The organism is Planctomyces sp. SH-PL14 (genome assembly GCF_001610835.1).
Classification (GTDB): domain Bacteria; phylum Planctomycetota; class Planctomycetia; order Planctomycetales; family Planctomycetaceae; genus Planctomyces_A.
Genome location: NZ_CP011270.1, coordinates 4,880,612 through 4,894,076 on the forward strand (window position 1 = coordinate 4,880,612; position 13,465 = coordinate 4,894,076).

The 13,465-nt window shown below is 66.2% G+C and carries 11 protein-coding genes and 1 pseudogene; 8 read left to right on the forward strand and 4 right to left on the reverse strand.

From position 1 onward, the window contains the following. Window positions 1-156 precede the first annotated feature (156 nt). Genes VT03_RS18620 through VT03_RS18635 form a run of 4 tightly spaced genes read left to right on the forward strand, consistent with a single transcriptional unit; the run spans window position 157 to window position 3,854 of the window. The gene (locus VT03_RS18620) at window positions 157-888 is read left to right on the forward strand and encodes a cytidylyltransferase domain-containing protein (RefSeq protein ID WP_075094373.1); all 732 of its coding nucleotides are present in this window, start codon (window positions 157-159) and stop codon (window positions 886-888) included. 17 nt (window positions 889-905) lie between these two features. Further along, window positions 906-1,958: an N-acetylneuraminate synthase gene (gene neuB, locus VT03_RS18625; protein ID WP_075094374.1), complete on the forward strand. Its 1,053-nt coding sequence runs from the start codon at window positions 906-908 to the stop codon at window positions 1,956-1,958. Then, window positions 1,955-3,163: a UDP-N-acetylglucosamine 2-epimerase gene (gene neuC / locus VT03_RS18630; RefSeq protein ID WP_075094375.1), complete on the forward strand. Its 1,209-nt coding sequence runs from the start codon at window positions 1,955-1,957 to the stop codon at window positions 3,161-3,163. Before neuB ends, neuC begins: the two co-directional genes overlap by 4 nt. Continuing rightward, the gene (locus VT03_RS18635; RefSeq protein ID WP_197488998.1) at window positions 3,153-3,854 is read left to right on the forward strand and encodes an acetyltransferase; all 702 of its coding nucleotides are present in this window, start codon (window positions 3,153-3,155) and stop codon (window positions 3,852-3,854) included. The genes neuC and VT03_RS18635 overlap by 11 nt, the downstream gene beginning before the upstream one ends. A gap of 332 nt (window positions 3,855-4,186) precedes the next feature. On the opposite strand, the gene VT03_RS18640 is transcribed toward VT03_RS18635, so the two are convergent. Then, on the reverse strand, window positions 4,187-5,455 hold the full coding sequence (locus VT03_RS18640; RefSeq protein WP_075094376.1) for a hypothetical protein: 1,269 nt from the start codon (window positions 5,453-5,455) through the stop codon (window positions 4,187-4,189). 307 nt (window positions 5,456-5,762) lie between these two features. Between VT03_RS18640 and VT03_RS18645 the strand changes: the two genes are divergently transcribed. From VT03_RS18645 to VT03_RS18655, 4 genes and pseudogenes are all read left to right on the forward strand, one after another. Next, window positions 5,763-6,179: a hypothetical protein gene (locus VT03_RS18645; RefSeq protein ID WP_197488999.1), complete on the forward strand. Its 417-nt coding sequence runs from the start codon at window positions 5,763-5,765 to the stop codon at window positions 6,177-6,179. Window positions 6,180-6,790: 611 nt separating this feature from the next. Further along, window positions 6,791-10,175, forward strand: a pseudogene (gene secA / locus VT03_RS18650) (preprotein translocase subunit SecA); the annotation flags it as partial. 179 nt (window positions 10,176-10,354) lie between these two features. Beyond that, window positions 10,355-10,429, forward strand: coding sequence for an SEC-C metal-binding domain-containing protein (locus tag VT03_RS35270; RefSeq protein ID WP_410000423.1), 75 nt, complete (start codon window positions 10,355-10,357; stop codon window positions 10,427-10,429). Window positions 10,430-10,536: 107 nt separating this feature from the next. Next, window positions 10,537-11,034, forward strand: coding sequence for a hypothetical protein (locus VT03_RS18655; RefSeq protein WP_075094379.1), 498 nt, complete (start codon window positions 10,537-10,539; stop codon window positions 11,032-11,034). Window positions 11,035-11,137: 103 nt separating this feature from the next. Here the strand turns inward: VT03_RS18655 and VT03_RS18660 are convergent, their stop codons facing one another. The 3 genes from VT03_RS18660 to VT03_RS18670 all read right to left on the reverse strand — a co-directional run bounded on the left by VT03_RS18660 (window position 11,138) and on the right by VT03_RS18670 (window position 13,302). Beyond that, entirely contained in the window at window positions 11,138-11,632 is a 495-nt protein-coding gene (locus VT03_RS18660; protein ID WP_075094380.1) for a hypothetical protein, read from the reverse strand. A gap of 36 nt (window positions 11,633-11,668) precedes the next feature. Next, entirely contained in the window at window positions 11,669-12,094 is a 426-nt protein-coding gene (locus tag VT03_RS18665; RefSeq protein WP_075094381.1) for a hypothetical protein, read from the reverse strand. Between the two features lie 68 nt (window positions 12,095-12,162). After that, on the reverse strand, window positions 12,163-13,302 hold the full coding sequence (locus VT03_RS18670) for a DUF1559 domain-containing protein (protein ID WP_075094382.1): 1,140 nt from the start codon (window positions 13,300-13,302) through the stop codon (window positions 12,163-12,165). Window positions 13,303-13,465 lie beyond the last annotated feature (163 nt).

Genomic DNA, 13,465 nt, shown 5'->3' on the forward strand with positions numbered 1-13,465 from the left:
CGTGCCGGCAAGGACGCTGTTCGAGCCATCCCGTCCCTCGCCTCGCCGGAAAGTGCGTCTAGGCAGTTTACGCAAGGACCGGCTAAACTCCCGGGCCGGTCCAGTGGACGGACCGTGAAACGGATTTCGATCAAGCGTCTGAGGGAGCGGACGGCAATGAATGCGGTGGCGTTTGTCTTTGCTCGCGGCGGGTCAAAAGGGTGTCCCGGGAAAAACGTGCGGCCGCTCGGCGGCGTCCCGCTGATCGGTCGGGCGATCCGGACCGCCCAGGCGACAGGCCGGTTCCGCGAAGTCATCGTCTCGACCGACGATGCCGAAATCGCCCGCGTCGCCCGCACCTTCGGCGCCCTGACGCCGTTCGTCCGGCCGGCTGACCTGGCGGGCGACACCTCTCCCGAGTGGCTGGCGTGGCGGCACGCCGTCCAGTTCTACAACGATCACTCGACCGTCGGGCCGATGGATCTCTTCGTGAGCGTCCCGGCAGTCGCCCCGCTGCGGGAGCCGCAGGACATCACCGGCTGCCTCGATCTGTTTGCCCAGCACCGTCATGAGACCGATGTCGTCCTGACGGTCACGACGCCGAGTTCGAACCCGTACTTCAGCATGCTCCGGACCGACGCCGAGGGGCTCGCCCATCTGGCCGCGGTTCCGCCGGGAGGCTCGGTCGCCCGGCGGCAGGACGCCCCGCCGGTCTGGGCGATCACGCCGGTCACCTACGCGGTGCGGCCGGACCACATCCTGCACGGCGAGCGGATGCTGGCGGGCCGGACCAGGACCGTCTTCGTCCCCCCGGAGCGGGCGGTCGACATCGACACGGAGCTGGACTTCGCCTTCGCGGAGTTCCTGATGGCCCGGACCTCCGGCACCACTCTCCGGGCCGCGGCCTGATCCGAGGAGCATGCGGAATGAGTTCGTCGTTTGCGATCGGAGAACGGGTTGTCGGTGCGGGGGCGCCGTGCTTCGTCATCGCCGAGGCGGGAGTCAACCACAACGGCTCGGTCGACCTCGCGGTGCAGCTGGTCGACGTCGCGGCGGACTGCGGGGCCGATGCGATCAAGTTCCAGACGTTCCGCGCCGAGAAACTCGTCACGGCGGAGGCGAAGCAGGCGGAGTACCAGTCGCGGAACATGGGCCAGACCGAGTCGCAGCTCACGATGCTGCGGCGGCTGGAGCTGAGCCAGGACGACCATCTCAAGGTGATGGCCCACTGCCGGCAGCGGGGGATCGGGTTCCTCTCGACCCCCTTCGATGAAGAGAGCGCGGACTTCCTCGATCGCGAGGGAATGCCGGCGATCAAGATCCCGTCCGGGGAAGTGACCAACCTGCCCCTTATTGAACACCTCGCGGCCAAGGGCCGGCCGGTCCTCCTCTCGACCGGCATGTGCCGGCTCAGCGAAGTCGAAGCGTGCGTGATGACGCTCGAAGGGTGCGGCGTGCGGGACCTGGCGATCCTGCACTGCGTCAGCAACTACCCGGCGGCCCCGGCCGATACGAACCTGCGGGCGATGCGGACGATGGCCGAGGCGTTCGGCCATCCGGTCGGTTACTCGGACCACACTCTGGGAAATGAAGTCTCGTTCGCCGCGGTCGCCCTCGGGGCGTGCGTCATCGAAAAGCACTTCACGCTCGACCGGTCGCTTCCCGGACCGGACCACAAGGCCTCGGCGGAACCGGCTCAGCTCCGGCAGCTTGTCGAAGGAATCCGGACGATCGAATCCGCAATGGGGACTGGCCGCAAGTGGCCCGCGGCGGCGGAGCTCAACACGGCCAGTGTCGCCCGGCGGAGCGTCGTGGCGGCCCGGACGATCCCGTTCGGCCAGATCATCCGGCGGGAAGACCTCATCACGCGGCGGCCCGGCCACGGCCTCGCTCCCGCCATGATTCCGCAGATCGTCGGCATGACCGCCCGCGAGGAGATCCCGGAGGGGACGCTCCTTTCGCTGAGGATGGTGTCATGAGTGCGGCGTCTCAGCAGCCGGTGCAGGCGAGGACGATCACCGCTGTCACCGGCGCCCGCTCGGACTACGGGATCCTCCGTCCGATCCTGCGGCGGATCGCCGAGGAGCCGACGCTCGGTCTCGACCTGATGGTGACGGGGATGCATCTCTCCCCCGCCTTCGGTCTCACGGTCCGGGGGATCGAAGCGGACGGGTATCCGATCCGCGACCGGATCGACTGCCTCCTCGCCGCCGACACGCCGCAGGCGATCGCCCATGCGATGGGACTGACGGTCCTCGGGTTCTCGCAGGCGTTCGCCCGCCAGATGCCCGACGTGCTGCTGCTCCTCGGCGACCGCACCGAAACCCTCGCTGCCGCCGTGGCGGCCCTCCCGTTCCGGATTCCGATTGTCCACGTCCACGGCGGTGAAGTGACCGAAGGGGCAATCGACGACGCCGCCCGGCACTGCATCACGAAGCTGGCCCACCTCCATTGTGTCTCGACAGGCGAGTTCGGCGACCGCGTGATCCGGATGGGGGAACTTCCCGAGCGGGTCCACGTCACCGGCGCTCCGGGGCTCGACGCGATCCACGAGACTCCGCTCTTCACGCCGGCCGAGTTCGAGCGGGAGTTCGGCGTCCCTCTCGACGAGCCGCCGATCGTCGTCACCTTCCACCCCGTGACCCGCGAGTTTGAAAAGACCGAGCGGTACATCACGAGCCTGCTCGACGTCCTCGCGACCATTCCGCAGCCGATCGTCTTCACTTATCCCAACGCCGACACGAACGGCCGGGTGATCATCGAGGCGATCGACCGTTTCGTCCGCGTCACGCCGCGGGCCCGGGCGGTCGTGAGTCTCGGCAGCCGGGGCTACTTCACGCTCATGCGGCACGCCGCCGCGATGGTCGGCAACTCGTCTTCCGGTTTGATCGAGGCGGCGGCGTTCGAGCTGCCGGTCGTCAACATCGGGACCCGGCAGGCGGGCCGGCCGCAGCCGCGGAACGTGATTCAGTCCGGGTACGACACCGTGTCGATACAGGAGAGCCTGCATCGGGCTCTCGATATCGTGTTTCGAGCATCGCTAGCGGGCCTGGTCAATCCCTATGGGGACGGACAGGCCGCCTGGCGGATCGTTGAGATCCTGCGGCAGGTCGATCTCGAACGCATCATTCGCAAACCGTTTTACGACGGTCCGTTTTCTCAGGAGAGTCGCCATGCCGCCTGAACCGCACACCAATGGCCGGATGCCGGTCCTGGGCCTCGGCGCGGGGGGACATGCCGGGGTGGTGATCGAGTGCCTGACGCTGGCGGACCGATATGCCGTCGTGGGGCTGCTCGACGGGGCCGCCTCGGAGCTGGGGCCGAACCGTCATGGCGTTCCGCTGCTCGGTGGTGACGAGGAACTGCCGCGGCTTCGCGCGACGGGGATCGTTCATGCCTTTATCGGCGTCGGGACTCCGCGGAACACGGATCCCCGAATCCTGCTGTGGGGGCGGCTGAAGGAGCTTGGCTTCGAGGTCGTCAGCGCGGTTCATCCCACGGCGATCGTTTCGTCGCTGGCCACTTACGGTGAAGGGGTGACGATCCTGGCCCGGGCGGTCGTGAACCCGCAGGCACGGCTGGGGCAGAATGTTCTGATCAATACCGGTGCGATCGTCGAGCATGATTGCCAGATCGGGGACCACGCGCACATCGCCTCCGGGGCGGTGCTGGCCGGCGGCGTTCAAGTCGAGCGGGGAGCTTTCGTTGGGGCCGGGGCCTGTATCCGTCCGGGGATTGTGATCGGTGCGGGTGCGGTCGTCGGGACGGGCGCGGTGGTCGTCAAGAATGTGGCGGCCGGGAGTGTTGTTGTGGGCAACCCGGCCCGTCCGATGGCGAAGCAGAAGCCGCTGCTCTCGATGCGCGCGGCGTCCTGAAGAAACATCGTCCCTGCCGGGACGGCTATGCCACGTCAAACCCAACGTGCCACGGCAGCATGGGGTCAAGGGGCCAAAAAACAACACAGGCCCCCTTGCCGCCGGAGGCACTTCCATGAGGAACCGTGGGACACAACGGATGTCCCCTTTGTCTCACCGGCGCTGAAGACTCAACGCTCGCACTGGAATCCCGACGGGTTGGTGAGGGGGCATACGGCACGGTCTCCGCGCTTGGACACGCGCTCCTTCAGACATCTCCCGACGAGACGGCCTCCGGCGGGCAGGGGGCGTTACCCCCTTGCATCCCCCACCAGGGTGCCCCTGGACCCGGTTCAATTGAACCAGACTGCGAAGCCGAAGAACTGGCCCTGGAACACTCGTGTCAGCCGGTTCCAAGCCTCCTCACCCGAGACCTCTCCCTCCTCCAGATACGGCTGCGCACCCGTCCCGCTCACCCACATCACCACATCAAACCGGTTCGGCTCCAGAAACACCTTCTTCAGGTTCACTCCCAACCCCCGACCCGTCCGACGCGTCGCCTCAATATCCCCCCGCCAGAACGGAACCAGCTTCTTCCCGTTCAGCAGCGCCTCAATCTCATCCAGAACATCGTGCCACCCCGTCACGATCTCCCGCGTCACCCGCATCCCGGTCACAGTCGCGGTCTGCTTCGGGTTCGGAATCCACTCCGCGTCATCATCCGTCTCGGCTTCGTACAGCTTCCACGACTCCCGGCTCAGCTCGATCATCTGCAGCAGATGCCGATGCGCCGTGAACATCCGGTCCTTGTCGATCACCTCGAAGTTCATGAGGTGAATGAACGCAACCACGTCCGCAAGGTTGTTGAAGTGGAAGTCGCTCGAAGCTCGCGGCTCCGTCTTGATCCACGCATGCGGAGACTCGACGTCGGCATACAGCAGATGCCCGCACCGCTCGAACAGTTCCCGCTCATCATGCGCCAGAAGGAAGTCATTGAAGGCCATCAGAAAGTGGCAGTAACCGCGAAGCCACAGGACATCCCCCCCGTCGGCCTGAATGACGAAGCTCTCCGCCTTCTGCAGGTTCATCGCCGGATTGGCCGCCGCGAAGATCTTCCAGAACGACTCCTCCTCGCTCGCCACGCCATCACCGTTGATGTCGAGCGCTACAAGGCCCGGACGGAACTCCAGCTTCACCCCCTTGGCGGCGTCGACCTTCGCCAGTGTCGCCTCCGCTTCCGCCAGCGACTTCGAGAACTTGACGAGCATCTCCCGCACGTCCTGATAGCGGACCTTGTGCGGCTTCGGGTTCTCGAGGACTTCGTGGAAGAGCGGAGCATTGATCCGCTGCCGCAGGCCGCTTCCCAGTCCGTAGTGATACTGCGTGGCGGCCAGCTCCTGGACCGCCTGAAGGAACCGCACGATCCCGGCGGCGAACTTGGACTCTTGGTCGGACGGGTCATCCTTCGCCCGTTCGGCAAAGAGGATCGCTGCCTCCTTGAGCTTCCCTTCCGAGGTCATCTGCCGCAGGACGATCGCGGCCGAATCCGCCCGGACGGGCGCCGCGCCGCCAAGCACAAAGACGGTGGCAACCGCCGCAACGGTCAGAAGTTTCGAACACATGGGAGTCTCTCACGATGGGACGGTCCGCTGCAGGGGACCGGAACGGCACCTTGTTGACGGAAGCGTAATCCCGGCCCCGGGGTGGCGTCACGTCATGCAGGAGTTACCCGTGGACCGGCTGGCTCGTTTCAATCGTGACGATGCGGGCCTGGAACTCATGGCTGGATTTTTCTGGAGGACGACATCGCCGTGGGCGACAATCGGCTTTCGACCGCGAAAATCGGCCAGCACGGGGTGAAGGGCTTTGTCGTCTTGGGGGCGGGCTCGGACCGATGTCTCGCGGATTGGGAGAGGCGGGGGGGGAGCAATGGCCACGGAATCGGTGGATCGGACAACCGTCGGGAGAACAATTTCACGAAGGCGGCTGCTGGCGGTGCTGTCGGTCGTCGGGCTCGTTGCCGTGGTGCTGGGTCTGCCGGTCGTCTGGGAACGGTTCCTCCGGCCGCTCGGCGTCGCCGAGCAGAAACTGGTCGGTCGGTGGGTGTTCGCCCACTCGCGTCGGTTGGATGCTCTGGTCTTCGAAGCCGATCGAACGTGGCGCTACGAAGAGGACCGCACTCCCACTCGGGAGATCTCATGCCATATCGGGCCGACGGCGGGCCGGTGGCGGATTTCCGGCGAGCGTCTGATTTGCGACGATCCTCAGTGGAACGAGGAGATCGTCACGTTCGTCACCGACAACGAAATCCACCTGGGGCAATGGCCCTACCGCCGTGTTCCGTAACGGCCGCCGTCGTGAGGCAAGCCCTTCGGCCAACGGCGACAGACCCCGTCGAGCGACCTGCCGAATCGTCAGCTGGCCCCGGTCACAGTGGTGGCTCCCCGTCTCAGAACGGCGAATCCCGCCGTCCAGCCCGGCAGGCTTCGCCGAAAACCCCTGAATTTCCTGAACCGCCGCCGCAAGGAATGGCAGTTGCGTTCTTCGACGAGGCCCTGCCACCGTGGCGGACGTCAGGCGAATGCCGGTTTTCCGCTGCGAGTCACGGAGGAGGAACGCCCTCGCCCGCACCGCCGCGGCTCCGGCAAGGACATTGACCCCCTTTTGGCATCGAAATAGACTTCGGTGCTAAACGGACTTACGGAAATTTCTGCCTGTCGGACGACCGGCGGAGGGTCGAAGGCTCCGCGCTCGACGGGATCTGGTCTCCGGACCAGGGCTCCCGAGCCCGTGGCTCTCGACCCGGATTCACTCCGGACGCCTCGGCGTTCGTGGCACCCCTGTTCCTGCAGCCCCTGCGGATACGCCTTTGCCTGGTGCGGCGGCGTCGACGGAGCGTCTGCCTGCCCCATGCCCGCTCCCCGCGGGCCGCAGCCTACGACAACGGACCTGTCCTCATGGATGTCTTTGACAAGATTGGCGACTTCTTCAACGGCGCCACTTCGCTCGTCGATTCCACCATCCGCAACCTCTTCGGCTCCTCGAACGAGCGGCAGGTCAAAGGGATCGGCTTCGTCCGGACCAAGGACGGCAAGTCCTCGATCCTGCCGGGCTCGATCCTCGACCGGATCAACCAGCTCGAGCCGGAGCTCGAAAAGCTCTCGAACGAAGACCTCAAGCTGACCGCCGTGAAGCTGCGGGCCAAGCTGGCGACCGGCAGCACCCTCGACGACATCCTCCCCGAGGCGTTCGCCGCTGTCCGCGAGTCGGGCAAACGCTACCTCCGGATGCGGCACTACGACGTCCAGATGGTCGGCGGCGTCGTCCTGCACCAGGGGAAGATCGCTGAGATGATGACCGGGGAAGGGAAGACCCTCGTCGCCACCCTCGCCACGTTCCTCAACGGCCTCGCCGGACACGTCCACGTCGTTACCGTCAACGACTACCTCGCCAAACGCGATATGGAGTGGATGGGACCGATCCATATCGGTCTCGGTCTCACGGTCGGCGCCATCCAGGCCCACATGGACCCCTCGCAGCGGCAGCGGGAATACGCCTGCGACATCACCTACGGCACGAACAACGAGTTCGGCTTCGACTATCTCCGCGACAACATGAAGCCGCGGAAAGAGCTCCAGGTCCAGGGGCCGCTCGACTACGCGATCGTCGACGAAGTCGACAACATCCTCATCGACGAAGCCCGGACCCCGCTCATCATCAGCGGTCCGGCCGATGACGACATCACGAAGTACCCCAAGGCGGACCGCATCGTCCGCCAGCTCGTGAAGGGCGAGGACTTCGAGGTCAAGGAGAAGGAGCACTCCTGCCACCTGACCGACGCCGGGGTCCGCCACGCGGAAGAGCTCGTCGGCGTCGACAGCTTCTATACCGCCGGCAACATGGAGTGGCCGCACCTGCTGGACAACGCCCTCAAGGCGCACCACCTCTACAAGCGGGACGTCAACTACGTCGTCGAGAACAATGAGATCGTCATCGTCGACGAGCACACCGGCCGCAAGATGCAGGGCCGCCAGTGGAGCGACGGGCTGCACCAGGCCGTGGAAGCCAAGGAAGGGGTCCGGGTCAAGGAAGTCAGCCAGACCCTCGCCACGATCACCCTCCAGAACTACTTCAAGCTCTACAAGAAGCTCGGCGGCATGACCGGGACCGCCATGACCGAGGCGGGCGAGTTCTACAAGATCTACGGCCTCGACGTCGTCGCCATCCCGACGAACCGCCCCTCGAAGCGGATCAACGTGGCGGACGTCATCTACCGCTCGGAGCGGGAGAAGTGGAATGCTGTCGTCCAGGAGATTGCCGACGTCCACAAGTCCGGCCGGCCGATCCTCGTCGGAACGGTCTCGATCGAGAAGAGCGAGCTCCTCGCGAAGCTCCTCGGCCGCGTCGGGGTGAAGCACAACGTCCTCAACGCCAAGCAGCACGAACGCGAGGCGGAAATCGTCGCCCAGGCGGGCCGCTGGGGCGCGGTCACGATCGCCACCAACATGGCCGGCCGCGGGACCGACATCATCCTCGGCGGCAACCCGGAGCACGCCGCCTGGGAGCAGCTCAAGCAGAAGTACGTCTCGCGCCTGGAAGTTCCCAAGCAGGAGTGGGATGACGTCTCCAAGGCAATCTCCGACCGCGAAGGGATGAAGGAAGAAGGCCGCAAGGTGGCCGAAGTCGGCGGACTGCACGTCGTCGGAACCGAGCGGCACGACGCCCGCCGGATCGACCTTCAGCTCCGCGGCCGCGCCGGCCGCCAGGGGGACCCGGGCTCCAGCCGGTTCTTCCTCTCGCTGGAAGACGACCTGATGCGGATCTTCGCCGGCGACACCGTCCGCAATCTCCTGGGCATGCTCGGCATGCAGGAAGGCGAAGCGATCGAGAGCGGCATGGTGACGCGGCAGATCGAGAAGGCCCAGAAGCGGGTCGAGGAGCGGCACTTCGAAAGCCGTAAGAACCTCCTCGAATACGACGAAGTCATGGACTTCCAGCGGCGGTCGGTCTACAGCTACCGCCAGCGGGTCCTCGACGGGGCCAGCTGCCGTGAGCTGATCCTGGAGATGATCGGCCGGCTCGTGAAGGACATCGCCACCCGGCCGCCGGTGCCGCGGATCATGACCCTCATCGAGCAGGGACGGGCCGACCGCCTGCGGCACTTCCTCGATCCGTGGTACCGCTGGGACCTCATCACCGCCTGGGCCACGCTCACGCTGGGAATCCAGATCGAGCCGGGCCAGGTCAAGGGGATGGAGAAGGAACAGCTCGTCGACTTCCTGGCCGGCGAGATGGAACGTCAGTGGGAGACCCGCATCACCGAGCAGGTGATGGAGTCGATCCCCGAGGAAGCGGATGAGCGGGACTGGAACTGGGTCTCGCTCGCCAAGTGGACCAACCACAGCTTCGGGACCAACCTGACGGACAAGGACCTCAAGAAGGTCGCCAAGCCGGACGGGATGGAGGAGTGGGACCGCGGTCTCCTCGAGAACTTCCTGAACGAGAAGGCCCGCGAGGCGATCGCCAAGACCGACTTCGCGATCGTCGACGCCTTCCTGGCGGAAGACTTCCAGGCGAACCAGCTCGTCGGCTGGCTACGGCAGCAGTTCACGCTCCAGGTCAATCCGGAAGACTTCAAGGGCCTGGAAGCGCCGGCCGCGATCGCGCTCGTGATGGAGAAGGTTCGCGACCGCTACAAGGAGCAGGAGGCGTGGTTCCCGGTCATCTGCGGCGTGGCGCGGTTCTCCGGAGCGGGCGGCGGCGCGGCGGACAAGGCGGGCCTCGTCCAGTGGGCGAACTCCCGGTTCGACGCGGAACTGACCCCGGACGACGTCGGCGAGAAGTCGCTGCAGAAGGTCGTGGATGAGCTCGTCGTCCACGCCAAGTCGCACCTCCCGCCGGAAGACGTCATCAGCAAGGTCGATGGCCTTCTGGCGAGCGCCTACAACGGCAACCCGAACCGTCCGACGAACCCGCAGGCGCTGCGGGAACTGGTGAACTACGCCAACGGCGACTTCGAAGCGGCCCTGCCGATGACGGAGCTCGAGCGGGCCTCCAAGGAGACCGCCCGCAACCGGCTGCTCCAGTCGTACGACCGCTACTACCGCCCCGAGCTCGGGACCGCCGAACGGGCGATCATGCTCGACGTCCTCGACACGGCGTGGAAAGAGCACCTGTACTTCATGGACTACCTCCGCTCGGGGATCGGCCTCGTGGGGTACGCCCAGAAGGACCCGAAGGTCGAGTACAAGCGGGAGGGGATGAAGGCCTTCGAAGGGATGTGGGACCGGATTGCCGAGCAGGTGACCGGCGCCATCTTCCGCATCGAGCGCGAGAGCTCGGCCGACTACCTGAGCCACGTCTTCAACGAGACCTCCGCCTCGCACGTCGAAGTGAAGCGGGCCGCGGACGAGTTCCGCGAGTCGGCCGCCGCCCAGCAGAACGGCACCACCGAATCGCACGGCGGCCAGACCGTCGAAGGGGGCGGCGGCGAAGCCGCGATCGCTCCGATCCGCAACCGGATGGACAAGGTCGGTCGGAACGACCCCTGCCCGTGCGGCAGCGGCAAGAAGTACAAGAAGTGCCACGGAGCGTGAGCCGGCCCCCGGGCTGAGAATCGCTCCTGCCTATCGACGCGCCGGACGGACAGTCGGACCCACCGACTGTCCGAGCCGGCGTTGTCTCGTTCAGGAGGAACGATCTCATGCGGGCATTGCTGTGCTGGCTGATGCTTGGTGCTGTCGCTTTCGCAGGAGGCGAGCCCGCCACCGGCGAGAAACCGGACGACGACTTCTTCTTCACTTGGCGGCTCGCCACGTCGGATCGCATGAGGCTCTCGATCAACAAGTCCCGTCGGGGAACTGTGGTCGACATCCGGCCTGACTTTCCCTGCTGTTTCGGGGGCTGCGAACTCTCGTTGACGCCGGAGCAGGCAGCGGCGGTCGGTAAGGCCCTGGCCCGAACCGACGCGGTCTATGAGCGGCTCCAGCGGACCCGCGAGGCCAGCGAGGCGATCGTCGCGGGAAAGGACTACCGCGTCGTCTTTCGAACGGACAAGACCGGCCGGTTCGAGGCAGCAGTTTTCCGCGAAGGGGACCTGATTCCGGTCACGCTCGCCCGTGACGCAGCCAACACGTTTGCTCCTCCGCTCCAGAAGGCGGTGGAACTGGCGAAGCGAGTGGACAAGAAGGTCCGCTTCTGAATCACGGGAGGGCGAAGGTCCTGCTGAGCCGAACCGCGCGAGATCATCGCCGTTGTGTCGTTCGCGGCTCCGCAGGAGCGTCGCCCTCCCGGCGGTTAGGCGTTCAGAGCGGCGGACGCGGCGGGAAGGAGCTGACAGGTCGCCCGTCCCCTTCCATCACGACAAGGTTGACGATGTTCCCCTTCTTCCGGACCGAGGCCCGGAGGGGCGTCGTCTGGGGGTTGGCGTATTCGCCGCGGAGGCGGTCGTGCTGCGCGGGGTCGGGGCACTCGCACTCGTCGATCCCGGCGAGATCCTTCGGCCAGATGACTGTCACGGCGTACTCCCCTTCCGGCGCCCCGTCGTCGGGCCGGAGCGTCGTCAGGTGGAACGACCCATCGGGCTCGCTCACGCCAACCGGACAGTAACCGGCCGCTCCCGGCACAGCCGCGGCGCCCCGTCGCGGGAGCCGGTGGAACGCGACCGAGGCGTTCCCGGCGAGCTGGTCGCCGACAATGAGGTGTCCCTCAACAGGGTAGGTCGACGGCCCCTGGCCGCACCCGCCCGCCGCAACGGCCACGACCGCCAGCCCCACGATTCCCAGGATGCTCGTCCTCATCGGCTGCGACAACCCTCGAAAGTCGGACGTGGCTTACTAGATGTCGAACGGCGGGAGGACATTCTCCCCGCTCTGAAGCGTCACCTTGAACTGGCTCTTCGCGGGGTCGCTGTACTTCCCCTTCAGGTCGTCGACCTCGATTTCCAGCCCGCCGGCATCGCTGGAGGCCCGGGGCTTCTCGATGGTGACGATGTAGTCCCCCACCGGCGCGCCGTTCCCGATCTGGCCGGTGTTCAGGGTGAACGTCCCCTCCGCCCCAGTCTCTCCGTAGGGGATGAGCTTCACCGCGCCGATGTCGAACTGCGGGTGAAACTTGACCCGCATGCCGGGGGCCGGTTTTCCCTTGGAGGTCACGGAGCCCTTCACCGGGACGGTGCGGGGGATCGGCATCCCTCCGCTGCATCCGGCGAAGGCGGCCAGACAGAGGAGAGACAGGAGTCCCGTTCGAAAATCGGAGGGCATCAAGGAGTCTCGGGCAGAGGAGGAGAGACAGGGAGCACGGGCGAAGGCTTCGCCGGCGGCTATGCCGATCAACGCTCCCCGATGATCTCCTTTTTGTTGCGGCTCCCTAGCGCCCGGTAGACCGACATGTCGATGTTCTCGCTCATGAACGTGACCGAACCGTCGCAGAGCAGGAAGTTCACGCCCCCCGGATGCATGCTGCGGAACGAGAAGAGCGGGCTGTTGTAGGCGACATCCCGGAGGCCCATGGGGTCGGTGATGCTCCGGCTGTAGTAGGGGCCCTGGCGGAGGTTCATGCGGACGTTCGTCGTCCCTTCGCAGTAGTAGTCGCCGCCGTTGGCTCCCCAGGCGGTCGGGCCGGAGGACGCGACCGGAATCGTTCCGACCGAAGCGCCGTTGATCGTCGTGCTCGTGTAGCCCTCCATCATGCCGTGGTGCAGTTCTCCGGCAGCCATCGTGTTGGACAGGCCGTCCGCGATGTCCGACCAGTGCTGCTTGTTCCGAGCGGGGTCGTTCCACCACTCGGTGTTCGCCGCGTGCTGGGCGACCAGGGAGTCGGCCTCGGGCCAGGTGAGGCCGCCGTCCCAGGCGGTGACGAACACGCCGTCGCTCTGCGACCAGCCGTACGTGGGGGAAACCTTCTTCGCGAGATCGCCCGCCTGGGCGGGGACGTGCACGTCATAGCCCCCCCGGCTCCAGCCGTAGCTTGAGTAGCCGGGATACACGGGACTGACCGGCGCCGGCATGGAGGGGCAGAGGTACATGGCCAGCGGGTTCTTGCAGATCGTGGCGTTCGTGGGACCGCCGGGCCGTCCCGGAGTCACGTTGTCGGTCCCTCCCAGCTTGAGGTTCCAGTCGTTGTAGGCCGCCGCCTGATCGGTGTAGGGGAGCAGGAACACGGACGGCGGCGTATGCCGGAACGCGAACCAGATGTTCTGCATGCCGGGGTTCAGGTCTTCGACCCCGGACCCGCACAGCGCCAGGCCCGGCAGATACCCCTGCGCCTCGTGGAAGTTGTGGAGGGCGACGCCGATCTGCTTGAGGTTGTTCTTGCACTGCGCCTGGCGGGCCGCCTCGCGGGACTGCTGCACGGCCGGCAGGAGGAGCGAGACCAGGACCGCGATGATGGCAATCGAGACGAGGAGCTCGATCAGGGTGAATCCGCGGCGGGGCGCGGGGGATAGCGGCGAGCGGCTTCGGGATTTCATGAGGCGGTTCCGGACCTGGGGGATCGGACTTCGAGCGGGCGAATGCGAGCGAAGGGGGACGATCGGGCCTTGGGGGACGAGGGAACGGGGCGGGACGTGAGCGGTCTTGGACGGGACAACAGTGGGTGGCTGCGCGCAGCGGCACCTTCCGTCCCGATCGGCC